This is a genomic window from Micromonospora sp. NPDC049529 (assembly GCF_055586685.1).
In genome coordinates this window covers 77,365-102,552 of the sequence record NZ_JBVJHT010000014.1, presented here as the reverse complement: position 1 = coordinate 102,552, position 25,188 = coordinate 77,365, and the positions used below count along the sequence as shown (strand labels likewise).

The window sequence follows — 25,188 nt, the reverse complement described above, 5'->3', positions numbered from 1 at the left end:
CTCCCCCCAACACAAAACACTATGGGTAAGCGCATACAACACACCCCCCCCCCCCCCCCCCCCCCCCCCCCCCCCCCCCCCCCCCCAGTGCTGGTGCTGGTGGTCAGACGACCGTGACGCCGACCTCGTTGATACCCCGGCCGGCGGTGACCAGGGTGTCACCGTTGCCGTGCCGGGACAGGGCCCGCAGGGTCCAGGTGCCCGGCGCGGCGAAGAACCGGAACTGGCCCTCGGGTGAGGTGACGACCTCGGCGGTGAACTCGCCGGTGGAGTCGAGCAGCCGGACGTACGCGCCGGGAACGGCGTCGCCCGAGTCGGCCCGGACCACGCCGGTGATGACGGTTTCCCGGTTCAGGTCCAGCCCGGCCGGCAACGGGGCCGCCTGGTCCGGAGCCGCGCAACCGGCGGCGGTGGGAGCGGTCATGGCTCAGGCCCTCCCCGGTTCGTCGCCGAGCACGATCGGCACGCCGATGAGCGAGCCGTACTCGGTCCAGGAGCCGTCGTAGTTCTTCACGTTCTGGTGGCCGAGCAGCTCCTTGAGCACGAACCAGGTGTGCGAGGAGCGCTCGCCGATCCGGCAGTACGCGATCGTGTCGAGGCTGTCGTCCAGACCGGCCTCGCCGTAGATCTTGCGCAGCTCGTCGTCGGACTTGAACGTGCCGTCCTCGTTGGCCGCCTTCGACCACGGCACGCTGACGGCGGTGGGGATGTGGCCGGCCCGCTGGGACTGCTCCTGCGGCAGGTGCGCGGGGGCGAGCAGGCGACCGGCGTACTCGTCGGGAGAGCGGACGTCGACCAGGTTCTTGACCCCGATCGCGGCGACCGCCTCGTCACGGAACGCGCGGATGCTCAGGTCCGGCTCCTGCGCGACGTACTGGGTGGCGGGGCGGGTGACCTGGCCCTGCACCAGCGGCCGGGCGTCCAGCTCCCACTTCTTGCGACCACCGTCGAGCAGCTTCACGTCGCGGTGGCCGTAGAGCTTGAAGTACCAGTACGCGTACGCGGCGAACCAGTTGTTGTTGCCGCCGTAGAGCACGACGATGTCGTCGTTGCCGACACCCCGCTCGGAGAGCAGGGCCTCGAACTGTTCCTTGTTGACCGCGTCCCGGCGCACCGGGTCCTGGAGGTCCTTGCGCCAGTCGAGCTTGATCGCGCCGGCGATGTGGCCGCCGTCGTAGGCCGTGGTGTCCTCGTCGACTTCGACGAAGACCACGCCCGGGGTGTCGAGGTTCTTCTCGGCCCAGTCGGCCGAGACGAGTGCGGTGTCGCGACTCATCAGATCACTCCTATTTAGGATGATGGATTGGTGAGCCAGCGCGGGTATCGATGATTTTCGTCGCACCACGCGCGGGACCCAGAGCGAGAGGATCACGGGTTCGTGCGACGGCGCCGCTGCCGGGCGTGAAAAATCAGAGGAAACGCGAAAGCAGCCCCGCCGTCAGATGACGGGGCGACACAGGCAGGTGGCCACGCGGCACAGGTCGACCGCGCGCCGTTTGGTGAGGAGCGTCCCCATGGGCAGGGAGCTTACCAGCCGGAAATAATCCCGTCACCAGTCGACCACGATCCGGGACGCACACCCGGTGCGGTCCGGTCTCAGCTGAGCGGCACGTCCTTCGCGGTGGCCCGTACGGCCAGCCCACCGGCGAGCGGCGTGACCTCCTGCACCTGGAGGTTGAACGGCAGTTCCGGCAGCGGCAACCGGATCGCGATCTGCCGGGCGGCCTCCTGCACGGCCAGCCGGGCCAGCGGAATCTCCGGCAGCCCGTCCACGGTCACGTTGCTGAAGCTGAGCGCCACCTCGGCGCCCTCGATCTTCACGTTCGCCGCGCCGTGCACGGTGAACTGCTGCCCCAGCAACTGCAGTGGCGCCGTCACCTGGAGCTTGCCGCCCTCCTCCTTCAACTGGATGCCGGGCTGGTCGATCAGCTTCACCACACTGTCGTACGCGATCGTCGCGGTGCCGTTCACGGTCCCGGCGGTGACCTGCCCCTGCCCGGTACGCAGGGTGTTGATCGACGCGGCGATGTCGCGGGCGTCGATGTGCAGCTCGGGCAGGTGCACCGTCGCCTGGACGTCGGGCACCGGGGCCTCCACGTCCCGCAGCACGATCACGATCGACTCGTAGTTGCCGGCGATCACCTGGGTGAGGAAGGGCGTGCCGTTGACCGTCACGTCCGGCGGGCCGGTCTTGATTCCCTGCCGGGTGGTCTCCTGGCTGATCCGGGTGGCGATCTCGCGCTCGGCGAAGCCGACCGCGTACCGGTCGGCCACCACCAGCGCCGCGATCAGCACCAGCAGCACGATCAGCAGGACGACGAGCAGCTTGCGACCGCGCCGACGCGGTTGGTCGGTCCGGTGCGACCGGGGCAACCGCCGGGGATAGCTCTCACCCTGTGCCGGATAACTGTCTGCCACGCCACCGCCTCCGCCTACCCGGACCGGCGGAGCGACCGATCGGGGAACCGCTATGTACCCGGCCCGCGCGAACCTCAACCCGGGGAATCCCATGATCCCTTATCGCCGGGTCGATGGCCGCCACGTCGGTGCCTCAGAGGAAAAAGACGGTCATCGCGTACGCCGCCGGGGCGGCCAGGGCGAAGCCGCCGAGCGGGCCCTGCATGTGCCGGGCCACCCACATGGTCGGCGGCTCACCGGCCATCAGGCGACCCGCCTCGGAGTAGTTGACGCCGAGGTCGGCGAGGACCGCCGCGGTCGCCGCGACCAGGCCGACGATCGCGCCGCTGGTCGGCGTGAAACCGACCACGTAGCCGCCGATCACGCCGCTGGTCAGGGTGCCGAGCATCGCACCGAGGACCACCCCGGCCGCCCCTCGGGGCACCTGCGGCGCCAGTCGGGGCCAGGGCAGCACCGCGTCGGTCAGCCGGGCGACGACCAGCGCCACCCCGCTCCCGCCGAGGCAGACGAAGATCGCCTGGGTGCCGATCGGCAGCCGGCTGAGCACGATCAGGCTGGCGAACGCCACCACGCCGACCACGATCAGCAGGGTGGCGCCGAGCGACTCGGTGACCCGGGCCCGGTCGGTCCGGCGGACCAGTTGGCCGAGGACGCCGACCACGAAACCCGCCACCGCCACGAAGCCCACCGGTCCGAGGGCGGCCACGTCCGGCACGATCGCGGCGACGTCCGCCCCGACGGCGACCGCCACCGAGACCCCGGCGACCAGCAGCAGCGCCGGTGGTCGCATCGCCATCGCCCAGGCCAGGACGTAGAGCAACTGCACCCCGAACACGACCAGGGCGAACGGGACCCGCGCGCCCGGACCGGAGGTCTGCGCGCCGAAGACCAGGCCCAGGCCGAGCAGCCCGGCGAAGCCGGCCACGGCCAGCGCCAGCGGACGGCGGATCGGTACCGGCTCGAACTCCTCCTCGTCCTCGTCGTCGGTGTCCGGGTCGAGGCCACTACCGGGTACGGGGTCGTCGGCGCCGCGCTTGCCACGCAGCCGCCGCCGCCCCGTCTCGGGCTCCTCGTCCACGGCGACCGGCGGCTCGTCGAAGGGCATGCCGGAGGGGCCCGGTCCGGGCGGATAGCCGCCACGGGGGGCCGGGCCGGGTGGTGGTCCGGCCGGTCCGGTACGGGGCCCGTCGGCCCAGGAATCGCGACCGGTCTCGGGTGACGTCGAGGGGAACACGCACTGATCGTGCCAGATCGGGCCGCAGACGCACGGATTCTGGTTACGGCCAGGTAAAAACCTCCTCCGTTGAGGTGGAGAACACAGCCGAAGGGGCGACCGTCCGGGATCGACGCCCTGGGAATCCGATAAGCTCGGGGCTTACCCCGCCCCGTCAGCGACGCCGGGACCGACACCATTAACCAGTGGAGCAAGCCGGCCAGAGCCGGAGACCCACTGGCCCACCGCGCGGCGATGCGCCGCCGGGACGGAGGTGATGTGTGGAGATCCTGCTGCTGGTCACCGCGCGTGCAGGCGAGCCCTCGGCCGTGCTGCCCGCTCTGGACCTGCTCCCCCACTCGATTCGTACCGCACCCCGGGACGTCCGGACCCTCGTCGCCGGGCCCAGCCCGGACGCCGTACTCGTGGACGCCCGCTCCGAGCTGAGCGAAGCTCGGGCCACCTGCCGGATGTTGCACGCCACCGGGCTCGGCGTACCGCTGATCGCGGTGGTCACCGAGGCCGGTCTGATCGCACTGAACGCCGACTGGGGCGTGGACGACGTGATCCTCGCCAGCGCCGGCCCGGCCGAGGTCGAGGCCCGGTTGCGGCTCGCCGTGGGTCGGCTCACCAACGCCATCGCCGGTGCTGGCGGCCAGATCCGGGCCGGTGAACTCTCGATCGACCCGGACACCTACGCGGCCAAGCTGAAGGGCCGCCCGCTCGACCTCACCTACAAGGAGTTCGAGCTGCTCAAGTTCCTCGCCCAGCACCCCGGCCGGGTCTTCACCCGGGACCAGTTGCTGCGCGAGGTCTGGGGCTACGACTACTTCGGCGGCACCCGTACGGTCGATGTCCACGTCCGGCGGCTGCGGGCCAAGCTCGGCTCGGAGTACGAGTCGATGATCGGCACGGTTCGCCAGGTCGGTTACAAGTTCGTCGTACCGCCGTCGTCCTCCCGCTCGCTGCCCGAGTCGGAGTCGGCTGTCGCGGCGGCCCTGTCCGTCTGACCCTCGCACCACCCGCTACCCGCGCTTTCCGAACGCCATCCGGTGAACCACCGGGTGGCGTTCGGCGCGTTGAGGCTTCCATATCGGGCCATTGCCGGATAACGCCCTTTAGTTGGCAAATCGTACGTACCCTAAGTTTTCAGGTACGGGCGTCAAGGGGGCGGCAGTGGCATCGATTCGTGGCCGCCAGTTGTCGGCCCACCGGTACAAGCGCCAACGACCCGGCGTGGCCAACCTGCGACTGATCCTGGTGCTCACGCTGGCGGTCGGCTCGATGCTCGGCGGCGTGTACGTCCTCGGCCGGGCAGCCAGCGCCCCCGACCCGGCGGCCAACCCGCACCGCATCGGTGCCTCGCCCACCCCGTCCCGGACCGACACCACCGCACCCGCCCCCTCGACACCGACGCCCACCCCGTCGGCCAGCCCGTCCCCGCTCGCGCCGACCAACCCCGACCGCGACTCCACACCCACCGACGACCGCCCCCGGCTCGCCCTGGAACGCAACGGCCCGTACGGCAGCCGGATCACCACCGGGGCACGCGAGGTGGCGCTCACCTTCGACGACGGGCCGGACCCCGAGTACACCCCGCAGGTGCTGGAGATGCTCGACCACTACCGGGTCAAGGCCACCTTCTGCCTGGTCGGTCAGCAGGTCGCCGCGCACCCCGAACTCGTACGGGCGATCGCCGCCGCCGGCCACACCCTGTGCAACCACTCCTGGTCACACGACGTCGCGCTCGGTACGCGTACCCGGACCGCGATCCGGGCCGACCTGTCCCGTACCAACGCGGCGATCCGGGAGGCGGTTCCGGGTGCCCGGATCGTCTACTTCCGTCAGCCGGGCGGGGCCTGGACCAAAGGGGTGGTCGCCACCGCCTGGGAACTCGGCATGACCTCGCTGCACTGGACCGTCGACCCTCGGGACTGGACCACTCCCGGCGCCGGGAACATCGCCTCGACCGTCACGGCCGACGTCGGTGCCGGCGCGATCGTGCTGATGCACGACGCGGGCGGCAACCGCCAGCAGACCATCAGCGCCCTGCGGACCATCCTGCCCAACCTGCTCCGCCGGTTCGAACTGGAATCCCTGCCGACCGGCCTGCCCCGGCCCACCTCGGCCGACACCGACCACGCCGACACGTCGGCGACCGGGCCCGACGGACCGACCCCCACCCCCGCCCCGTCCGCACTCACCGACTGACCGGCAGACCCTCCCGCCGCAAACCAGTGATGTCGCCCTCGGCCGACTGAACCGACCGGGTACACCTGGAACCGGCGGGCTACGGTGGCCGGGTGACCACCGCCGCGCCCGAGGTAGTCCGGACCGATCGACTCGGCCCGGCGGAGATCAGCGACATCCTGGACCTGGCCCGCGCCGCCGACCGGGCGGACGGCGCCCACCCGCTCTCCGAGCAGGCGACGCTGCGACTCCGGCCGGACGGTGCCGCCGTCGTCACCCACCTGGTCGTACGCGACCCGGACGGCACGGCGGTCGGCTACGCGCAGGTCGACCGAGCCGGTGACCCGGCGGTGACCGAGGCGGAACTGGCCGTACATCCGCTGCACCGGCGGTCGGGACTGGGCCGCGCCCTGGTCACCGCGCTGACCACCGCGAGTGCCGGCACCGAGCTGCGGCTCTGGGCCCACGGCGACCACCCGTCGGCCGCCGCGCTCGCCCTCGACCTGGGATTCACCCGCGACCGTGAGCTGTGGCAGATGCGCCGGCCGCTCGCCGGGGACCTCGCCGAGCCCGTGCTGCCCGCCGGTGTGGTCCTGCGGTCGTTCCGTCCGGGTGTGGACGACGAGGCGTGGCTCGGGGTGAACCGGCGGGCCTTCGCCGACCACCCGGAACAGGGCCGGTGGACCTCCGCCGACCTCGCCGTACGAATGGCGGAGCCGTGGTTCGACCCGGCCGGCTTCCTGCTCGCGGTCCAGGAGTCCACCGGCCGTCTGCTCGGCTTCCACTGGACCAAGGTGCACGGCCAGCCGGGGGCGGTCGACGCGGACGGGATCCACCGGCCGCCGATCGGCGAGGTGTACGTGGTCGGCGTCGAGCCGGACGCCCACGGCACGGGCCTGGGCAAGGCGCTGACCTCGGCCGGACTGCGTTATCTCGGTGACCGTGGGTTGACCCGGGTAATGCTCTATGTAGACGAATCAAATTCGTCGGCGGTGGCGCTCTACCGGCGACTCGGCTTTTCCCGTTGGACGACGCACGTGCAGTACCGACGCGCCGCATAACGGACGTAGCGAACACCCGCCCCTCAGTTCACGGAACGGACAACTCGCCCTCAGCTCCGGTCCATCCAGCCGGCCGCACCTGTTCACCCCTCGTTCACTCGCGCCCGGCGAACCGGCTACCTGGCACTTCTAACTTGCGTAGTAGCCAGCGGATAGCCGGCTCCCGGGGCACAGTTCCCGGCGCTCCGTCCATGTGAAGGGAAACCCCTCAGGTGAAGCTCCAGCGGCACGGCATTCTTGCCTGCCTCGCTCTGACTGCGGCACTTGCACTCAGTGCGTGCGGCTCGGACAACAACGAGCCCGCCGGGCCCTCGGCCTCCGGGTCCGCCGCCGCAGCCGACTGCGCCACCGGCACCATCAACGCGCAGGGTTCCTCCGCGCAGAAGAACGCCGTTGCCGAGTGGGTCAAGGCCTACCAGCAGCAGTGCAAGGACGTAACCATCAACTACGAGCCCTCCGGCTCCGGCGCGGGCATCCAGGCCTTCATCGCCGGCACCGCGGACTTTGCCGGCTCGGACTCGGCGCTCAAGGACGACGAGCAGCCGAAGGCCGACGCCAAGTGCCCGTCGGGCAAGGCCATCCACCTGCCGATGGTCATCGGCCCGGTCGCGATCGCCTACAACCTGCCCGGTGTCACCGGCCTGCAGCTCAAGCCGGCCACCCTGGCGCAGATCTTCGCCGGCAAGGTCACCAAGTGGGATGACGCCGCGATCAAGGCCGACAACCCCAGCGCGACCCTGCCGTCGACCGCCATCCAGGCCGTGCACCGCTCGGACGAGTCGGGCACGACCGACAACTTCACCGCGTTCCTGAGCAAGGCCGCCGAGACCGACTGGACCTTCGGCAAGGCCAAGGCGTGGAAGGCCCCGGGCGGCACCGGTGCCAAGGGCTCCGACGGCGTGGCCGCCCTGGTCAAGCAGACCGCCGGCACCATCGGCTACGTCGAGCTCTCGTTCGCCGAGAACTCCGCCCTCAGCACCGCCAAGGTCGCCAACGGCTCCGGCGAGTTCGTCGAGCTGAACGCCGAGTCGGCTGGCAAGACCATCGCCACCGCCGAGGTCACCGGTCAGGGCGACGACCTGAAGCTGTCGATCGACTACAACACCAAGGAGGCCGGGGCGTACCCGATCGTCCTGGTGACCTACGAGATCGTCTGCAACAAGGGCCTCGCGGCCGACAAGCTCGCGCTGGTCAAGGGCTTCCTCGGACACGCGTCCAGCAGCGAGGGTCAGGCCGACCTGGCCGACCTGGGTTACGCCCCGCTGCCGGAGTCGGTCCGTACCAAGGTCGAGGCCGCGGTCAAGAGCATCGCCTGACCCGCTAATCCAGCCCCCGGACACCACACGGAGCGAGCGAGCAGATGGGTGAAACCCCTCCCCGCTCGGCCGACGCCGGCACCGGCGGATCGGGCGTGACGACGAGTCACGACCGGCCCGCCGGTGCTTCGGCGCAATCGGCCGAGTCTTCAGCGATACCGTCCCACCGGGCACCTGACGGGGGCGGACTGGGCGGCGGTGGCGCGCTGCCCCGGCGTCGCGCATTCGGCGCCGAGCAGCTATTCCGCGTGCTGACCCTGGCCGCGGGCACGATGGTGCTGGTCATCATCGTGGCGATCGCGATCTTCCTCGTGAGCAGGGCGATCCCGGCCCTGCAGGCCAACCACGAGAACTTCTTCACCTACAAGAACTGGGCACCGAACGAGGGCGAGCCCCGCTTCGGCATCGCCGCGCTGGCCTTCGGCACCGTACTCAGCGCGGTCATCGCCCTGCTGCTCGCGGTACCGGTGGCACTCGGCATCGCGCTCTACCTCTCGCACTACGCCCACCGGCGGATCGCCACCGCGCTGGGCTTCCTGATCGACCTGCTCGCTGCCGTACCCAGCGTGGTCTTCGGCCTCTGGGGTCGCGACGTGTTCAGCGGACCGGTCACCGACTTCTCTCTCTGGCTCAACAAATACTTCAGCTGGATCCCGCTCTTCGGCGGCGAGGGACCGTTCGGCCGGTCGATCATGCTCGGCTCCGTGGTGCTGGCGATCATGGTGCTGCCGATCGTCACCTCGCTCTCCCGCGAGGTCTTCATGCAGACCCCGACCGCCAACGAGGAGGCCGCCCTCGCCCTGGGCGCCACCAAGTGGGAGATGATCCGCACCTCCGTGCTGCCGTACGGGCGGCCGGGTGTGGTCGCCGCGGTCATGCTCGGGCTGGGTCGCGCACTCGGCGAGACGATCGCCCTGGCGATGACCCTCGGCGCCACCTTCGGCATCACGTTCAACATCATCCAGTCCGGTGGCAACTCGATCGCGGCCAACATCGCCAACGGGTTCAGTGAGTCCAACGACATTGGCCGGGGTGCCCTGATCGCGTCCGGTCTGGTCCTGTTCGCGATCACGCTGGTGGTCAACATGACCGCCCGGGTGATCCTCAACCGCCGCCGCGAATTCACCGAGGGGGCAGCGTGAGCGCATCAACACTGGTCAGCCCCAGCGGAACCGGGGTGGACCTGCGCGGCCGGCGGCTCCCGAAGTGGGCGCCGATCGCCATCGCCGTACTCGCGCTGGCGCTGGCGTCCGTTGTCGTGTTCGGCACCGGCATCGGCAACTGGGTGCTGGCGGTCGTCCTCGGCGCCGTGTTCTACCTGGTCGGCCTCTACCTGGCGGCCCGCAACGTCGAGGGGCAGCGGGCGGCCAACAACCGGACCTGGAGTGCACTGATCCACTCCGCGTTCGTGCTGGCCGTACTTCCGCTCAGCTCGGTGGTCTGGACGCTGGTCTCGAAGGGCGTCGCCCGGCTGGACGGCGACTTCTTCGGCACCTCGATGAACAACATCGGCGCCCGGGACCCGAACGGTGGCGCGTACCACGCGATCATCGGCACGCTGGAGCAGGTCGGGATCGCCACGCTGATCACGGTCCCACTCGGCATCGCCGGCGCGATCTACATCGTCGAGTACGGCCGGGGCCGGTTCGCCAACACGATTCGCTTCTTCGTGGACGTGATGACCGGTATCCCGTCCATCGTCGCCGGTCTGTTCATCCTCGCGTTCTGGGTGCTCATCGTCTCGCCGCACCTCAGCTCGGACGGCCGGCCGGGCTACTCCGGCTTCGCCGCCGCGCTGGCGTTGAGCGTGCTGATGCTGCCGACGATCGTCCGGTCGACGGAGGAGATGCTCCGGCTGGTGCCGGCTCCGCTGCGGGAGGGCTCGTACGCCCTCGGTATCCCGAAGTGGAAGACGATCATGAAGATCGTGCTGCCGACCGCGCTGCCCGGCATCGTCACCGGCGTGATGCTCGCCGTCGCCCGCGCCGCCGGCGAGACCGCCCCGGTGCTCCTGGTCGCGGGTGGTACCGCGGCGATCAACTTCAACCCGTTCGAGAACAACCAGTCCTCGCTCTCCCTGTTCGTCTACGGACAGGCCACCGACGCGGGGCGTTACTCCCCGGATCGGGCCTGGACGGCCGCGCTGACCCTGGTGGCTCTCGTACTCGTCCTCACCATCGCGGCGAAGCTGCTCGCTCGCCGTAGCCAGATCTCCCGTTGAACCCCGGAGGAGCAGTCACCATGGCAAAGCGCGTCGAGGCGGAGGGCGTCACCGCGTACTACGGGTCGTTCAAGGCGATCGAGAACATCAACCTGACTGTCGAACCGAAGACCGTGACCGCCCTGATCGGGCCCTCGGGCTGCGGCAAGTCGACCTTCCTTCGCTCGATCAACCGGATGCACGAGGTGCTGCCGGGCGCTCGGGTCGACGGCAAGCTCACCATCGACGGCCAGAACATCTACGACAACGACGTGGACGTCACCGCCGTACGGCGGCTGATCGGCATGGTCTTCCAGCGCCCCAACCCGTTCCCCACCATGTCGATCTTCGACAACGTGGTGGCCGGGCTGAAGCTCAACGGCGTACGGCGCAAGTCGGTGCTGGAGGACGCGGCCGAGAAGGCGCTCCGCTCGGCGAACCTCTGGGACGAGGTCAAGGACCGGCTCGGCAAGCCGGGCGCGGGCCTGTCCGGTGGTCAGCAGCAGCGGCTCTGCATCGCCCGGACGATCGCGGTCGAGCCGCAGGTCGTGCTGATGGACGAGCCCTGCTCGGCCCTCGACCCGATCTCCACGCTGGCGATCGAAGACCTGATGTTCAAGCTGAAGGACCGCTACACGATCATCATCGTGACGCACAACATGCAGCAGGCGGCCCGCGTGTCGGACCGTACGGCGTTCTTCTCGATCGAGCGCACCGGTGACCCCGGCCGCCTGATCGAGTACGACTACACCCAGAAGATCTTCAGCAACCCGAGCGTCAAGAAGACCGAGGACTACATCACCGGCCGCTTCGGCTGACCGGCGGCACGACCTTCACCGGGCTTCCGGCGACCCACTCGGTCGCCGGGAGCCCGTTTCCGTCTCTCCGATCCCTCGGGATCAGCCGGTCCTTCGGGATGAGGCTCAGCCGAGCAGGAACCGTCCGGTGCCGTCCGGCGCCAACTCGAACCGGGGCAGCACCGGTGTGGCGGCGTCCCGCTCCGCTGCGGCGGCCGGCAACCCGGCCAGCCCGCCCGACGAGGCGATCTCGGCCAGCGTGACCCTGGTCGGCGGCAGCATCGCGATCTCGCCCGCGTCGGCCCGCGCCAGCGCCTCGGTCGGCCGGATCCACATCGTGTGGTCGGCCTCCCCGGAAACGTCGCGGGTCCGCTGCCCCGCCGGCAACAGGGCAACGAAGAAGTACGTGTCGAAGCGGCGCGGCTCGAACTCCGGCGTGATCCACCTCGACCAGGGCAGCAGCAGGTCCGCCCGGAGGGTGAGCCGCTGCTCGCTCAGCAGCTCGGCGAAGCTCGCCCGCCGCTCGACCAGTGCCTGCCGGGCCGACTCCCAGTCGGCACCGCTCACGTCACCGACGATGGTGCCGGCGCCGGGCCCGGCGAGCAGCACGCCGGACTCCTCGAAGACCTCCCGCGCGGCGGCGCAGACCACCGCCTGGGCGGCGTCGGGTGCCAGCCCCAGCCGATCACCCCAGTCCGCGGCGGCGGGACCGGACCAGTCGAGTGCCGCCCGCGAGTCGGACGGGTCGACGCCGCCGCCGGGGAAGGCGTACATGCCGCCGAACGTCATCGCGGCGAGCCGGCGGATGACGTACACCTCGAAGTTGTCCTGACCGTCGACGGCCGGGACCGGGCGGACCAGCAGGACCGTCGCGGCCATCCTCGGCTGTGCCGGCTGACCGCCCTCGGCGTAGAACCGGCGGGCATGCTCGACCAGCGACTCCGGCGCGGCGAACCCGCTGCTGTCGATCGTCATGCCGCCGAGCCTAATGCGGGATCTTGAGTGGCGGACGGGCCGGTCGGGGTGGGTCGCGGTCTCGGCGGGGTCAGCGTGGGAGGGCGAGCAGACTGTCGGCAGTCTCGGCGATGGTGTCCGCGATCGGGCGCGTCTTCCAGCCGAGCAGGCGCTCGGCCTTGGCCGAGGTGGCATCGAGGTTGCGGCCCAGCAGGAGACGCGGCCGGGGTTGCGGTCACAGTGCGCCGAGGAGTCAGGCCTTCCCGACGAGGAACGCACCGACATCGGCGGCGATCCGGTCCGGGTACTCGCCGTTGATCGCGTGCGACGCGTCCGGATAGACGATCACCGCCGCGCCACCGGGAGCACGCCTGGCCACCTCGGCTGCTTCGCCGGTGTCGTGCATCCGCGACTCTCCAGCCAAGATCGCCAGCGTGGGAACCTGCACCCCGGCGAGCTGCTTCTCGGTCAGGCGCGTCGGCCCGCTCTTCTTGCCGACGTAGGTCTGCATGCCAGCCTCGATCATCGCGGCGACCGGAACCTCCTCGACCGGTGCGTCGTTCGCCGTCCAGCTCGCAAAGTCGTCGCGGAACGACTTCGGCAATAACCGCACGCTCGCCGGAATCGACCGGACAATCGCGCCGAACGACAGGTTCGCGTACACCAGAACCGGTTCGACGAGGATCACGCTGGCCAGCTTGTCGGGACGGTGCACGACCAGGTTCATCGCGGTCCACCCGCCGATCGACAGCCCGACCAGGTGCACCTGCGGTTCCGGTAGTGCGAGCAGCATGTCGTGCAGCCACTGCGCGTGGTCGCGCGGGGTGCTGATCGGGCGCTGCTGCACACTCATGCCCGGCTCGCCGAGCATATCGACGGCGTACACGCTGCGTAAGCGCAGCAGTGACGGCAGGTTGTCGGCCCAGACCGGCGCCGCCGACATGGCACCGGGGAGCAGCAGCAGCGGCGCGGCGTCGGGGTTCGCGCCCGTGAAGTGGTACAGCCGCACCACGCCGTACCCGGTGCGGACGTCCAGCGTCCGGTCGGGCACCGGCAGGTCGTCCATCGCGCGCTCGTATGCGCGGAGAAACCGGTCCTGCGCGGTGGCCGAGGTGAAGTAGCCGACCGGTGCCGGCGTGCGTACCGCCCACCATCCCGCGAGCACGGCCACGAGGATCACCGCGATCCCGGCTCGGAGCAGGTGCCGGCGACGGATCCGACCCAAGAACTGCATTGTCATCGCCCCCATCGATTTGACCGATCGGTCAGTTTACTGACCGATCGGTTGAAAATCTAGGTGGGCGGTCGACGGCAGGCTGGACCAGCCAAGTGGGCCCGGTAAGGTGGGTGCGTCATGCCGCCACGATCCACATCGGGCCAGCGCCCGCCCACGTTCATCGAGCAGGCGCGCCGGACACAGCTCATCGACGCGACCATCGGCCTGGTGGCGCGACACGGCTACGCGGGAACCTCCCTCGCCCGCATCGCCGAGGCGGCCCAGATCTCGAAGGCCACCGTGCTCTACCACTTCCCGTCCAAGGAGGCGGTGGTACGGGCCGCCTACGAGTCGGTGATCGAGGGCCTCACCGCACAGGTTGGCGCAGCGGTCGGGACACGTACGGGTGCCGCTGCTCTCTATGCGTACATCCGCTCGCTCGTGGGCCACCTGCACGAGCGGCCGGAACGGGCCCGCGTGATCGCCGAGGCGATCCTGGGCGACGAACAGGTCACCGACCGTCCCGGGTCAGCAGCCCGTTGGCAGGCCGTCGCCGACCTCGTCGAGGCAGCCCGGACCGCCGGTGACTACCGGGCCGACGTCGACCCGCGCGTCACCGCCATCATGATCAGTGGCGCGATCGACGCGATCGTCGCCGAACGAATGGCCGATCCCGCCTTCGACACACCGGGCGCGGCGGAGCAGCTGGTGACGATGCTGAGCCGGTCGCTGGGAACCACCTGACAGCGACGCCTCGATGTTTTCGGCGACGCCAGTAGGTCCGCATGCATAGATCGGGTCGGGTGCTCGACCGGCGATCGGGCAGAGTCCTCGAAGCGTCTCCCTCGTTTCGCCCCGAGTGTCGATCGGGTAGGTGAGGGCATGGATCGCAACATGGTCAGGGTGCTGCTTGCCGCCTGGGACCAACCCGACTTCCGGGCGGGCCTGCGGCACCTGATCGACCTTGACGAGGTGACGTCCCTGCTCGCCGCACTGGCGGTCGACGATCACGACGACGAGGTGCGGCGCCGGGCAATGGAGCTTCTGCGATCGGCGCTGGAGACAGCCGAGATCCGCGATGCGGTCCTGCTGCTGATCGAGACCGACGACATCCGGCACAGCCTCGCCATCGCGATCTCGGACAACCTCGCCGGTCGTCCGGGTCTCGCGTCGTCGATCCGGTCGGCCCTGGACGATCCCGCCGTCCGCGTCGAGATCCGCGACGCCCTTGAGTCGCAGGGGATGCGGACACTGATGTGGAAGCTGGCGGAGGACGAGTTCCGCGGCCGTCGACTGACGCTGGTCGGGGAGGCGACGTTACTGCTCCTGCGGCACCGTCCCGCCCGCCGCCTGGTCTGGGCGCTCAAGCGGCACGGCGTCATCCGAGAGTTGCGCCGAGGACCGGCATCCACCTGATCACAGCCGCAGGCCGGCCGAGCAGCCCAGCCGAGGCGTGGTCACTCCCTGCCGGCGAGCGCCACCGCGACATCCAGCTCACCCATCCGGTCGGTACGGCCCCGGTTGGCGTCCCCCCGGGTCGCAGGGGATGCTTCGACGTGTTCTCACGGGCACGTCATTGCCGGACGTGACCGGCGGCCCGTGGTCGAAGGGGTGACATGGTTCAGCAAGCTGGCTCCGGGGGCGTTACCCGCTGGGGCATCCTGGCCACCGGCCACATCGCGGCCACGTTCGTCGAGGACCTGCGACTGCTTCCGGACGCCGAGGTCGTGGCGGTCGGCTCCCGGTCACTCGACGCCGCCCGGCTCTTCGCCGACCGGCACGACATCCCCCGGGCGTACGGCTCCTGGGCGGAACTGGCCGCCGACGACGAGGTGGACGTGGTGTACGTCGCCACCCCGCACGCCGCCCACTACGACGCCACCATGACCTGCCTCACGGCCGGCCGGGCGGTGCTCTGCGAGAAGCCGTTCACCCTGGACCTGGCGACCAGCACGGAGCTGATCGAGACCGCCCGGAAGCGGGACGTCTTCCTGATGGAAGCCATGTGGATGCGGTGCAACCCGACCGTACTGCGGGTGCTGGACCTGATCGCCGACGGCGCGATCGGCTCGGTCACCGGCGTTCAGGCGGCGTTCGGGGTGTCCGGGCCGTTCCCGCCGGAGCACCGGATGCGGGCCAAGGCGCTCGGCGGCGGCGCCCTGCTCGACCTGGGGGTCTACCCGGTCAGCCTGGCCCACCTGGTGCTCGGTCGGCCGGACCACATCCGGTCCTGGGCGTCGCTGAGCCCGGAGGGCGTCGACGAGAACACCGGCATCGTCTTCGGCTACGACTCCGGCGCGGTCGCGTCGCTGAGCTGCGGCATCGTCGGCGCGAGCCCGCTGACCGCGACGATCACCGGCACCACCGGCCGGATCGAGCTGGGCGAGCCGTTCTTCCGCCCGAGCGCGGCGACCCTGCACCGGGCCGGCGCCGAGCCGGAACACCTGCCCGCCGAGGCGGTCGGCAACGGCTACCAGTACGAGGCCGCCGAGGTCCAACGATGCCTAGCCGCCGGCCTCAAGGAAAGCCCCCTGGTCCCCCACCCCGTAACCCTCGACGTGATGAACCTCCTCGACACCATCCGCACCCAGATCAACGTCACCTACCCCTGACGCGCCTGCCCCTTCGGGGCGCAGATACAGAGAATGAGGGGCTGTCCGCGTGCGGGTAGCCCCTCATTCTCTGCAAGAGTTCTCTACAAGTGCGAGACGTACTCGTCAGAAGAGCGGGCGGACGGCGAAGTAGCAGATGGCGGCGATGGTGGCGGCGGCGGGGAAGGTGAGGACCCAGGCCATCACGATGTTGCCGGCCACACCCCAGCGGACGGCGGAGAGCTTCTTGGTCGCGCCGACGCCCATGATCGCCGAGGTGATCGTGTGCGTGGTGGAGATCGGCAGGCCGAGCCGGGAGGTGGTGAAGAGCACGATGCTGGCGACCGTCTCGGCGGCGAAGCCCTCCGGCGGGCCGAGGTCGATGATCTTCCGACCGAGGGTACGGATGATCCGCCAGCCACCGGCGTACGTGCCGAGCGCCAGCACGGTCGCCGAGGTCCAGAAGACCCACTCGGGAATGTGCGTCTTGCTGTCCTGGTAGCCACCGGCGAACAGGGCGAGCACCACGATGCCCATGGTCTTGGCGGCGTCCTGCATGCCGTGACCGATCGACATCGCCATCGCGGAGGCGGTCTGGGCCCAGCGGAAGCCCCGGTTCAGCTTGGCCGGGTTGCCCCGCCGGAAGATCCACATCACCGCGAGCATCATCAGCGCGCCGAGCGCGAACCCGACCAGCGGCGAGGCCACCATCGGGATGACCACCTTGATCAGGATGCCGCCCCAGAGGACCGTGCCGCCGACCCCGAACAGGGTGGCGCAGAGCGTCGCACCGACCAGCCCGCCGAACAGCGCGTGCGAGGACGAGGAGGGGATGCCGAAATACCAGGTGAGCAGGTTCCAGCAGATGGCACCGAGCACCCCGGCGAAGACCACACCGAGGCTGGCCAGACCGGTCGGGAGTTCGACCAGGCCGTCGCCGACGGTCTTGGCGACGTTGCCGCCGAGGTGGGCGCCGATGAAGTTGCCGACCGCCGCCATCGCCAGCGCCACCCGGGGGGTGAGGGCGCGGGTGGAGATGCTGGTGGCGATCGCGTTCGCGGCGTCGTGGAAGCCGTTGGTGTAGTCGAAGAGCATGGCGACGGCGATCACCGCGAGTACGGCGATCAGTTCGGGAGTCACCGGGATCAGGACTCCTTGACCGCGATGGTCTCGACGGTGTTGGCCACGTGCTCGAAGGCGTCGCAGGCCGCCTCCAGCTCGTCGGCGACCTCCTTCATCTTCAGCACGGTCAACGCGTCGTACTCGCCGGAGAAGAGCCGGACGAGCAGCATCCGGTACGCCTGGTCGCCGTCGTTCTCCAGCCGGTTGCACTCGATCCAGTAGTCCTCAAGATCGCGCATCGAGCGCAGCCGGGGCATCGCCTCGGCGGTCAGCTTCGCCTGCTGGTCGAGGACGTTCACCAGCTCGTGCATTTCGCGGGGCAGCGACGGGAGCTTGGTCAGCCCGTAGAGGTAGAGCAGGTTGCCGACCGCCTCCAGGTGGTCCATCACGTCGTCGAGCAGCGACCCGAGCCGGTAGATGTCCTCCCGGTCGAACGGCGTGATGAAGGTCGAGTTGATCTTCTTGTAAAGCTCGTGGGTGATCTGGTCGCTGTCGTGCTCTACCTCGGTGAGCCGCTCGCTCACCGACTGCACGTCGACACCGGGCAGGGCCAGCTCGTTCAGCAGCTCGGTACCCCGCACCAGGTTCTGCGCGGCCCTGGTGAAGAGCTCGTAGAAGGCGCCCTCGGTGGGGCGGAAGGAAAACTTCACGGCACGGACCTCGTCGCGTCGGCGGTGGGGGTGGCGGGCGTCAACGGACCTGCCTTGGGGAATGCTAGGAAACGACAAAATCCCGCAACCACCGGCCCACCTCTGGCCAGGTGTGATTCACTCGGGGTTTACCTGCCGTTCATCTGGCGCGGGTTGGACCCTCCGGCGCCGAAGGGCGCAGGCCGACCAGTCGCCGCCGCTCCCGCGCAAGATCGAAGGTCGGCGCCGGATAGCTCAGCCCCAACCCCGCGAAGGTCTCCCGCAACAGGTTCGCCACCGCCCAGTCGCGGTACCACTTCCGGTTCGCCGGCACCACGAACCACGGCGACCGAGCGGTGCCGCACCGCGCCAGCGCCTCCGCGTACGCGGCCTGGTAGTCCGACCAGCGGGCCCGCGTGTCCACGTCCCCCGGCTCGTACTTCCAGTGCTTCTCCGGATCGTCGAGCCGACTCAGTAACCGGTCCAACTGCTCGTCGTACGAGATGTGCAGGAACACCTTGAGCAGGGTCACCCCGCCGTCGGCCAGTTCCTCCTCGAACTCGTTGATCTCGTCGTACCGGGCCCGCCAGGTGTGCTCGGGGACCAGTCCCTCGACCCTCGGCACCAGAACGTCCTCGTAGTGTGACCGATTGAACACCCCGACGTAGCCGGGCGCCGGCAACGCGCGCCGGATCCGCCACAGAAAATGGTGCCGACGTTCCTCCTCGGTCGGCCGCCCGAACGACTTGATGTGCAGGCCGAGCGGGTTCATCGTGCCGGCCACCCGCCGGATGGTCCCGTCCTTGCCACCGGCGTCCATGGCCTGGAGCACCAGCAGCAGCCGGCGCCCGGACGCCGGGTCGACCTTGGCCGAGGCGAACAGCATCTCCTGCTGCCGGCCCAGCTCCGCCCCAATCGCCCGTACCTGCGCCCTCGCCCAGGACTTCGGATCGTGCCCGACCACCCCGGCCGGCGGCAGGCCCGGCGTCGTACGCGGATGGATCGCGCCCAGGTCCAGGCCGGCACCGCCGGTCGGCACCCGCAACAGGTCGCGGATCGGCCCCCTCGGACCGCTCATGCCGGCATCCCGGCGCGCTCGCTCATCCCCCGATCATCGCCGACCCGGCGCCGCAGCGCGACGCGACGACGAGTCACGTCTCATCGACCCACCCGTCCGAGTGGGCGGGGCGGTGCTCAGAGCACCAGGGCCAGCCACTTCCGGTACGCGGTGGCGAACGGCTCGGTCCCGTCGCCGAGCGCGTCGTAGAGCCACTCGGCGGCCGCCTCGGCCTGGACGACCACGTCCTCCGGATAGGCGAACCGGACCCGGTTCTCGGCGAACTCGTCCTCGTCGCGCAACTCCACCGCGCCGGTCGCCCGGCGCCGGACCACGTCGAGGTCGAGATCGATCAGGTGGACCGTGTCACCCTCCCAGCGGGCCTGGCTGGTGATGTCACAGTAGACCTCGCTGGTCCTCGGCGGCGGGTTGAACATGCCGGTCCACCACGCCGAATGCGGCACCAGCAGAACGAAGGGGATCTGCTCGACCGAGGGGCGACCGTGGTAGACGGACTCCGTCCCGGCGGTCACCCCGAGCCAGACACCCAGGTCGTCCTCGGTCAGCCGGCGGGCTGGGTAGTCCCGGTGCGCGGTGCCGTCGTACTTGCGGTAGACGACCCGGACCACATCGCTCGACATGCCCGCACCCTAACCGATAGCACCCACTCCGCGCCTGTACGAAGGGCCGCCGTCGGCCGAGGTGCGCGGTCGGTGTCGGCACGGCCAGGTACGGTCCTACGGTGACCGCTCCGACCACCACCGACCACGCCGCCGACTCCGGGAACACCGGCTCCGCCGACACCCCGGCACCGGCCACCCGCAAGCGGCGACGCGCCGGTCGGCCGAGCACCGACGAGCTGCTCGCCGCCGCGGTCGGCGCGGTGCCCGGCGGCTCGGCCCGGCCGGGTCAGCAGCTCATGGCCTCGGCGATCGAGGAGAGCATCGCCACCGGCGAGCACCTGCTCGTGCAGGCCGGCACCGGCACCGGCAAGTCGCTGGCGTACCTCGCCCCGGCGCTGACCGTGGACGGTCCGGTGGTGGTCTCCACCGCCACCCTGGCGTTGCAGTCGCAGCTGGTCGAGCACGACCTGCCCCGGCTCGCCGACGCGGTCGAGCCGGTGCTCGGCCGCCGGCCGACGTATGCGGTGCTCAAGGGGCGGCACCACTACCTGTGCCTGGCCCGGCTGGACAACTCCACTGAGGACGAGCCGGAGGACACCCTCTTCGACACGCCCGGACGCGGCGGGGGCACGAAGTGGCTCGGTGAGGCGGGCCGGCTGGGCAAGCAGGTCGAGCGGCTGCGCGCCTGGGCGGACAAGACCGAGACCGGTGACCGGGACGAGCTCGATCCGGGCGTCGACGACCAGGCGTGGCGGCTGGTGTCGATGCCGGCCCGCGAGTGCGTCGGGGCGGGGCGGTGCCCGTACGGGCCGGAGTGCTTCGCCGAGGCGTCCCGGGTCCGAGCTCGCGAGGCCGACATCGTGGTGACCAACCACAGCCTGCTCGCCGTCGACCTGCTGGCCGACCGGCACATCGTGCCGCCGCACAAGCTGCTGGTGGTCGACGAGGCGCACGAGCTGGCCGACCGGGTCTCGTCGGCGTCCCAGGCCGAGCTCGTCCCGGAGCAGGTCGACCGGGCGGCCCGACGGGCCCGGCCGCTGCTGACACCGGAGATCGCCGAGTCGCTCATCGCGGCCGGCGACGCGCTCGCGGTCGGGCTGGCCGAGGCGCCGGCCGGGCGGATCACCGCCGGGCTGCCGGGTCCGCTGCGCGAGGCGTGCACCCTGCTCGACGCGGCCACCCGTGCCGCGTTGGACAAGGTCGGCGAGATCAAGGCCGATGATCCCGACCCGGTACGCAAGCAGCAGGCCAAGGCGGTCCTCGACGACCTCTCCAAGACCTCGCAGCGGCTACTGGAGGAGGCCGATCACGACGTGGCCTGGGTGGAGAAGTCGGACGGCCCGGGGGCGGGACGCCGGGCCCTGGTCGTCGCGCCGCTCTCCGTCGCCGGGATGCTCGCCAACGAGCTGTACGACGAGCGTACGGTCGTGGTGACCTCCGCCACCCTGGCCCTCGGCGGGCGGTTCGACACCGTCGCCCGCGCCCTCGGCCTCGGCCCGGTGACCGTCGACCCGCCGTCGCCGGCCGCCGCCGCGCTGGCCGCCTCGACCGCCCCGGCGCGGAAGACCAAACCGGCACCGAAGGCCGCCGGGGACGCCGCCCTGATCGAGAGCGAGTCGGGTTCGGGGTGGCGGTCGCTCGACGTCGGCTCACCGTTCGACTACGGCCGCCAGGGCATCCTGTACGTCGCCGCGCACCTGCCCCGCCCCGCCGCCTCCGGCCTGCCCGACGCCGCCGGTACGGAACTGCTCGAACTGGTGACCGCGCTCGGTGGCCGTACCCTCGGGTTGTTCTCCTCGCGGCGGGCCGCGCAGCAGGCGGCGGAGCTGCTCCGGGCGCGGACCGACCTGCCGGTCCTGCTCCAGGGTGAGGAGTCGCTGCCGCTGCTGGTCCGCCGGTTCCGGGAGGACCGGGCGAGTTGCCTGTTCGGGGTGATGTCGCTCTGGCAGGGCGTCGACGTGCCGGGCGACGCCTGCCAGCTCGTGGTGATCGACCGGTTGCCGTTCCCCCGGCCGGACGAGCCGCTGGCGGCGGCCCGGGCGGCGGCGGTCGACGCCTCCGGCGGGTCCGGCTTCGCGGCGGTGAGCGTGCCGATCGCGGCGGTCCGGCTGGCCCAGGGGGTGGGCCGGCTGATCCGGTCGACCGGCGACAAGGGTGTGGTCGCGGTGCTCGACTCGCGACTGGAGACGGCCCGTGGTTACGGCGCCTTCCTGCGCCGGTCGCTGCCACCGTTCTGGTACACCACCCGGCCTGAGGTGGCCCGGGGCGCGTTGCAACGCCTCGCCAAGGACTGACCCGGCTCAGGGGGCGGTGGAGGCGACCACGACCGCGTCCGGCGGCACCTCGGGCGGGCGCCGGTGGGCCAACCGCCGGACCGCCGTGTTGAGTACGGCGATCAGCGGTACGGCCACCAGCGCGCCGACGATCCCGGCGAGCACCACTCCGGCGGCGATCCCGACGATCACCGCGAGCGGGTGGATCGCGACCGCCCGCCCCATGATCAGCGGTTGCAGGATGTGGCCCTCGATCTGCTGCACCCCGACCACCGCACCCGCGATGATCAGCGCGGTCACCGGACCGCTGTCGACGAGTGCGACCAGCACCGCGACCACGCCGGAGAGGGTGGCCCCGACGATCGGGATGAACGCGCCGAGGAACACCAGGGCGGCGAGCGGGAACGCGAACGGCACGTCGAAGATGACCAGGAAGATGCCGATGCCGACCGCGTCGATGAAGGCGACCAGCACGGTGGCGCGTACGTAGGCGACCAGGGTGGCCCAGGACGCGCGCCCGGCGTCGTCGATCCGCCACCGGGCGTTGACCGGCAGCAGCCGGACCAGGAACCGCCAGATCCGTTCCCCGTCGCGGAGGAAGAAGAAGGTCGCGAAGAGCACCAGCAGGGCGCCGGTGAGCAGCTCGAACAGGGTGGTGGCGGTGGAGAGCGCGCCGCTGGTCAGTGCCTGGGTGTTCTGGTCGATCCACTTCTGTGCTTCGTCGATGTACGAGTTGAGCTGGCTGTCCGACAGGTGCAGTGGCCCGGTACGGAGCCAGTTCTGGATCTGCCGGATGCCCTCGGAGGCGTTCTTGCTCAGCTCCGGCACACCGCCGACGAACTCGGTCACCACCCTGGTGAGCGTGCCCACCACCGCGGCCAGGCCACCGACGAGCACCAGTGCGGTGGCGAGCGAGCGCGGGAACCGGGCCCGGAGCAGCCAGCCCACGGCCGGGGCGAGCAGGGCGGAGAGCAGCAGCGCGATGATCAACGGGATGATCACGATGCTGACCATGCCAATGATCTTGAGCAGCGCGTACGTGACCAGGCCGATCGCCAACAGTCGCCACGACCAGGCCCCGGCGATCCGCAACGCCCTCGGCACCTCCGTGTCGTCCCGGCTGGACGTCGAGGAGTGCACCGACGCGACCTGGTCGCCGACGATCGGCGCCCGGGGCGGCGGCACCGGCGACGACGGCGGCTGCTCCGGCACCGGCGGATCGGCAGCCACGGGCACCCCCTCACCGACGGCCGGACGCGCGGCCCGGACCGAGGCTCGGCCGGACTCGTACGCGCGCCGGGCCCTCGCCCGCAACTGCTCGAAGCGGCTCAAGCACACCTCCTGGCTGGAGAACCGGCCCGGTCGAGGCTGGCTGGAAGACCGGCTCACCCGAGGCTGGCTGGAAGACCGGCCCACCTAAGGTAACCGGCAGGAACCTGGCGGAACGTTCCCACCGAGCCCTGAATTCTCCCCCAGTTTGCCCCCATCGGCAGCGCCGCAACCCTCCCGCCCGCCGTGACCTCGACCTCCACCGCCGCCGCTGGGGCCGCACGGTACCGTTCCGGTCGTGACCGCCGACCCAGACCTCGACAACGGCCTACCGATCCGCCTCCTGCACGACCGCGTCCTGGTCCGCCTGGAGGGAAGCGAAGGTGAACGGCGCTCGACCGCCGGCATCGTCATCCCGGCAACCGCCTCGATAGGCCGCCGACTCGCCTGGGCGACGGCGGTCGGTGTCGGCCCCAACGTGCGCTCGATCGTCTCCGGCGACCGGGTCCTGTTCGACCCGGACGACCGCTCCGAGGTGGAACTGCACGGCCGGGAGTACGTCCTGCTCCGCGAACGCGACGTGCACGCCGTCGCCGCCGAGCGGGTGAACACCGACTCGACCGGGCTCTACCTGTAACCACCCGGCGACTTGCCGTAACCGGGCTGACCGTAACCGGGCTGGCCGGTACCCGGCTGTCCGTACCCCGATGGCGGGCCGTATCCCGGTGGTGGGCCGTATCCCGGTGGGGGGCCGTATCCCGACGGCGGCGGGCCGTACGGGCCGTAGCCGCTCGGCACCGGCGGGGGCGTGAGCACCACCGGGATCGGCACCACCGGCTCCGCCGGCTCCTCGACCGTGCGCGGCACCCCGTCCGGGAAGTTCAGGTGGTAACGGGCCCCGTCCCAGACCCCCACCGGCGCCTGCGGATCCCGACCCACGAACGCCCACCGGTACGCCGTGATCGCGTCGAGCAACTGCCGCTCCTCGTACGCCGTACGGGCCCGGTCGGCCGGCTTGGTGTCCAGCCCGCGCAGCATCCCGTCGCGCAGCAGCGCCAGTCGGGTGGCCGAGAACTGGAAACCCCGCATCGCCCGCAGGCCCGGTTCACCGGCGACCCGACGAGCCCAGCGGCGGGCCGAGTGCCGCCGGCCGAGGCTGCCCAGCGCGGCCACCTCCGGCGGGCTGAGCCAGCCGGCGCGTACGTAGTCGGGCAGCCGCCGCTCGGTGAGCCGCCCCTCCCAGCCGCGCAGCCAGACCGCCAGCCCGACCATGCCGAGGAAGATCGGCACCATCACCCCGATGTAGCCGTAGAGCACTATCAGGTTCTGCCCGAGCGCCGCCGCCAGCGACGGCATCAGGTTCCACGTGCCGTGCAGCATCATCGCCGCCAGCAGTCCGGCCAACGGGGCGAAAATCCGGATCCGCCGGTCGGCCGAGCGGGCCGCGATGCCGAGGCCGATCCCGGTCATCGCGGTGAACAGCGGGTGGGCGAACCCGGTCAGCAGGATCCGGACGATGAAGATGGCGAAGACGTTCTGCACCCCGGTCGCCGGGCCGTACTGGTCCGCACCGGCGGCGTAGCCGTACCCGCCGAGGTAGAGGATGTTCTCCACCATCGCGAAACCGACCGCGGAAAGTCCGCAGTAGACGATGCCGTCGGTGATGCCGGACCACTCACGGCGGCGGAACAGCAGCAGCAGGAGCGGCCCGAGCGCCTTCGTCAGCTCCTCGATGAACGGCGCCCCGAGCACCGCGACCAGCGAGTCGGGCAGTCCCCACCCCGCGAACAGCTCGGCGGTCTCCCGGTTCACGTTCAACGAGGCGGCGGTGGCGACGAAGGCACCCCAGGCGAAGCAGAAGATCAGGTAGACCATCGGCTCCGGCTCGTACCGGTCCAGCCAGAGGAAGCAGGCGATCAACACCGGCACCGGCAGGATCGCCGCCGCCAGCCCGATGAGCAGTGCCTGGAGGCCGAGGTCGTCGCCGAGGGTGATCGCCATGTAGACCGCGCAGCCGGCGATCAGCAGGATCACCCCGGCCAGCACCAGCCCACGCCGCCAGGTGATTCCCCGCCCGGCGAACGTTACCGCCCGGGGCGGGATGGCGCTGACGGCCGGCGAGGGCAGCACGGCAGGCGGGGTCGGCGGCGGCGCATAGGGATCTCCGCCGGGCGGGGTGTCGGCCATGCCGCCAGCGTAGTCACCCGCGACCCGCTGGTCGGACCGCAATCCGCCCGGTTATGCTGCCAGCAGGTCACG

25 protein-coding genes are annotated in these 25,188 nt (G+C 70.7%); 12 read left to right on the top strand and 13 right to left on the bottom strand.

What is annotated here, in order from left to right; genetic code table 11:
* Positions 1 to 103: 103 nt before the first annotated feature.
* From ACZ6QQ_RS24635 to ACZ6QQ_RS24615, 5 genes are all read right to left on the bottom strand, one after another.
* Complete coding sequence (locus ACZ6QQ_RS24635; protein ID WP_465879409.1) at positions 104 to 424, bottom strand: DUF1416 domain-containing protein; 321 nt, start codon at positions 422 to 424, stop codon at positions 104 to 106.
* Between the two features lie 3 nt (positions 425 to 427).
* Complete coding sequence (locus ACZ6QQ_RS24630; RefSeq protein ID WP_465879408.1) at positions 428 to 1,276, bottom strand: sulfurtransferase; 849 nt, start codon at positions 1,274 to 1,276, stop codon at positions 428 to 430.
* A 162-nt stretch (positions 1,277 to 1,438) separates the two neighbouring features.
* The gene (locus ACZ6QQ_RS24625) at positions 1,439 to 1,516 is read right to left on the bottom strand and encodes an Ms5788A family Cys-rich leader peptide (RefSeq protein WP_311202345.1); all 78 of its coding nucleotides are present in this window, start codon (positions 1,514 to 1,516) and stop codon (positions 1,439 to 1,441) included.
* A gap of 80 nt (positions 1,517 to 1,596) precedes the next feature.
* Entirely contained in the window at positions 1,597 to 2,418 is an 822-nt protein-coding gene (locus ACZ6QQ_RS24620) for an LmeA family phospholipid-binding protein (RefSeq protein ID WP_465879406.1), read from the bottom strand.
* 133 nt (positions 2,419 to 2,551) lie between these two features.
* Entirely contained in the window at positions 2,552 to 3,652 is a 1,101-nt protein-coding gene (locus ACZ6QQ_RS24615) for a hypothetical protein (RefSeq protein ID WP_465879405.1), read from the bottom strand.
* A 260-nt stretch (positions 3,653 to 3,912) separates the two neighbouring features.
* Here ACZ6QQ_RS24615 and ACZ6QQ_RS24610 point away from each other — a divergent pair, with 260 nt between their 5' ends.
* The 7 genes from ACZ6QQ_RS24610 (at position 3,913) to pstB (ending at position 11,216) form a co-directional block, all read left to right on the top strand.
* Positions 3,913 to 4,641 carry a winged helix-turn-helix transcriptional regulator gene (locus tag ACZ6QQ_RS24610; RefSeq protein ID WP_465879404.1) on the top strand — a complete coding sequence of 243 codons (729 nt, stop codon included), beginning with the start codon at positions 3,913 to 3,915 and terminating at the stop codon, positions 4,639 to 4,641.
* A 274-nt stretch (positions 4,642 to 4,915) separates the two neighbouring features.
* The gene (locus ACZ6QQ_RS24605) at positions 4,916 to 5,842 is read left to right on the top strand and encodes a polysaccharide deacetylase family protein (RefSeq protein WP_465879564.1); all 927 of its coding nucleotides are present in this window, start codon (positions 4,916 to 4,918) and stop codon (positions 5,840 to 5,842) included.
* A gap of 92 nt (positions 5,843 to 5,934) precedes the next feature.
* Positions 5,935 to 6,882, top strand: a complete 948-nt coding sequence (gene mshD, locus ACZ6QQ_RS24600) for a mycothiol synthase (protein ID WP_465879403.1) — start codon at positions 5,935 to 5,937, stop codon at positions 6,880 to 6,882.
* A 212-nt stretch (positions 6,883 to 7,094) separates the two neighbouring features.
* Complete coding sequence (pstS, locus tag ACZ6QQ_RS24595) at positions 7,095 to 8,198, top strand: phosphate ABC transporter substrate-binding protein PstS (protein ID WP_465879402.1); 1,104 nt, start codon at positions 7,095 to 7,097, stop codon at positions 8,196 to 8,198.
* Positions 8,199 to 8,242: 44 nt separating this feature from the next.
* Entirely contained in the window at positions 8,243 to 9,340 is a 1,098-nt protein-coding gene (gene pstC, locus ACZ6QQ_RS24590; RefSeq protein WP_465879400.1) for a phosphate ABC transporter permease subunit PstC, read from the top strand.
* Between the two features lie 35 nt (positions 9,341 to 9,375).
* Entirely contained in the window at positions 9,376 to 10,419 is a 1,044-nt protein-coding gene (pstA, locus tag ACZ6QQ_RS24585) for a phosphate ABC transporter permease PstA (RefSeq protein WP_465879561.1), read from the top strand.
* A gap of 20 nt (positions 10,420 to 10,439) precedes the next feature.
* Positions 10,440 to 11,216 (top strand): phosphate ABC transporter ATP-binding protein PstB, encoded by a 777-nt coding sequence (pstB, locus tag ACZ6QQ_RS24580; RefSeq protein ID WP_329104898.1) that lies wholly within the window; start codon positions 10,440 to 10,442, stop codon positions 11,214 to 11,216.
* A gap of 105 nt (positions 11,217 to 11,321) precedes the next feature.
* On the opposite strand, the gene ACZ6QQ_RS24575 is transcribed toward pstB, so the two are convergent.
* Both ACZ6QQ_RS24575 and ACZ6QQ_RS24570 read right to left on the bottom strand, forming a co-directional pair.
* Entirely contained in the window at positions 11,322 to 12,170 is an 849-nt protein-coding gene (locus tag ACZ6QQ_RS24575; protein WP_465879397.1) for an NUDIX hydrolase, read from the bottom strand.
* A 232-nt stretch (positions 12,171 to 12,402) separates the two neighbouring features.
* Complete coding sequence (locus tag ACZ6QQ_RS24570; protein ID WP_465879395.1) at positions 12,403 to 13,389, bottom strand: alpha/beta fold hydrolase; 987 nt, start codon at positions 13,387 to 13,389, stop codon at positions 12,403 to 12,405.
* 114 nt (positions 13,390 to 13,503) lie between these two features.
* Between ACZ6QQ_RS24570 and ACZ6QQ_RS24565 the strand changes: the two genes are divergently transcribed.
* The 3 genes from ACZ6QQ_RS24565 to ACZ6QQ_RS24555 all read left to right on the top strand — a co-directional run bounded on the left by ACZ6QQ_RS24565 (position 13,504) and on the right by ACZ6QQ_RS24555 (position 15,977).
* Positions 13,504 to 14,109 (top strand): TetR/AcrR family transcriptional regulator, encoded by a 606-nt coding sequence (locus ACZ6QQ_RS24565; RefSeq protein ID WP_465879393.1) that lies wholly within the window; start codon positions 13,504 to 13,506, stop codon positions 14,107 to 14,109.
* 138 nt (positions 14,110 to 14,247) lie between these two features.
* Positions 14,248 to 14,781, top strand: coding sequence for a hypothetical protein (locus ACZ6QQ_RS24560; RefSeq protein WP_465879391.1), 534 nt, complete (start codon positions 14,248 to 14,250; stop codon positions 14,779 to 14,781).
* 200 nt (positions 14,782 to 14,981) lie between these two features.
* On the top strand, positions 14,982 to 15,977 hold the full coding sequence (locus tag ACZ6QQ_RS24555; RefSeq protein WP_465879390.1) for a Gfo/Idh/MocA family protein: 996 nt from the start codon (positions 14,982 to 14,984) through the stop codon (positions 15,975 to 15,977).
* 105 nt (positions 15,978 to 16,082) lie between these two features.
* On the opposite strand, the gene ACZ6QQ_RS24550 is transcribed toward ACZ6QQ_RS24555, so the two are convergent.
* From ACZ6QQ_RS24550 to ACZ6QQ_RS24535, 4 genes are all read right to left on the bottom strand, one after another.
* Positions 16,083 to 17,096, bottom strand: a complete 1,014-nt coding sequence (locus ACZ6QQ_RS24550; protein WP_465879389.1) for an inorganic phosphate transporter — start codon at positions 17,094 to 17,096, stop codon at positions 16,083 to 16,085.
* A gap of 5 nt (positions 17,097 to 17,101) precedes the next feature.
* The gene (locus ACZ6QQ_RS24545; protein WP_329104909.1) at positions 17,102 to 17,728 is read right to left on the bottom strand and encodes a DUF47 domain-containing protein; all 627 of its coding nucleotides are present in this window, start codon (positions 17,726 to 17,728) and stop codon (positions 17,102 to 17,104) included.
* A 139-nt stretch (positions 17,729 to 17,867) separates the two neighbouring features.
* Positions 17,868 to 18,785, bottom strand: coding sequence for a PPK2 family polyphosphate kinase (locus tag ACZ6QQ_RS24540; protein ID WP_465879387.1), 918 nt, complete (start codon positions 18,783 to 18,785; stop codon positions 17,868 to 17,870).
* Between the two features lie 116 nt (positions 18,786 to 18,901).
* The gene (locus ACZ6QQ_RS24535; RefSeq protein WP_465879386.1) at positions 18,902 to 19,405 is read right to left on the bottom strand and encodes a DUF402 domain-containing protein; all 504 of its coding nucleotides are present in this window, start codon (positions 19,403 to 19,405) and stop codon (positions 18,902 to 18,904) included.
* 101 nt (positions 19,406 to 19,506) lie between these two features.
* Here ACZ6QQ_RS24535 and ACZ6QQ_RS24530 point away from each other — a divergent pair, with 101 nt between their 5' ends.
* Entirely contained in the window at positions 19,507 to 21,681 is a 2,175-nt protein-coding gene (locus tag ACZ6QQ_RS24530) for an ATP-dependent DNA helicase (protein ID WP_465879384.1), read from the top strand.
* A 6-nt stretch (positions 21,682 to 21,687) separates the two neighbouring features.
* Here the strand turns inward: ACZ6QQ_RS24530 and ACZ6QQ_RS24525 are convergent, their stop codons facing one another.
* Positions 21,688 to 22,992, bottom strand: a complete 1,305-nt coding sequence (locus ACZ6QQ_RS24525; protein ID WP_465879383.1) for an AI-2E family transporter — start codon at positions 22,990 to 22,992, stop codon at positions 21,688 to 21,690.
* 235 nt (positions 22,993 to 23,227) lie between these two features.
* Between ACZ6QQ_RS24525 and ACZ6QQ_RS24520 the strand changes: the two genes are divergently transcribed.
* Positions 23,228 to 23,566: a GroES family chaperonin gene (locus ACZ6QQ_RS24520; RefSeq protein ID WP_465879381.1), complete on the top strand. Its 339-nt coding sequence runs from the start codon at positions 23,228 to 23,230 to the stop codon at positions 23,564 to 23,566.
* Here the strand turns inward: ACZ6QQ_RS24520 and ACZ6QQ_RS24515 are convergent.
* Positions 23,557 to 25,116, bottom strand: coding sequence for a PrsW family intramembrane metalloprotease (locus ACZ6QQ_RS24515; RefSeq protein WP_465879380.1), 1,560 nt, complete (start codon positions 25,114 to 25,116; stop codon positions 23,557 to 23,559). The two genes, ACZ6QQ_RS24520 and ACZ6QQ_RS24515, sit on opposite strands and share 10 nt — an antisense overlap.
* Positions 25,117 to 25,188 lie beyond the last annotated feature (72 nt).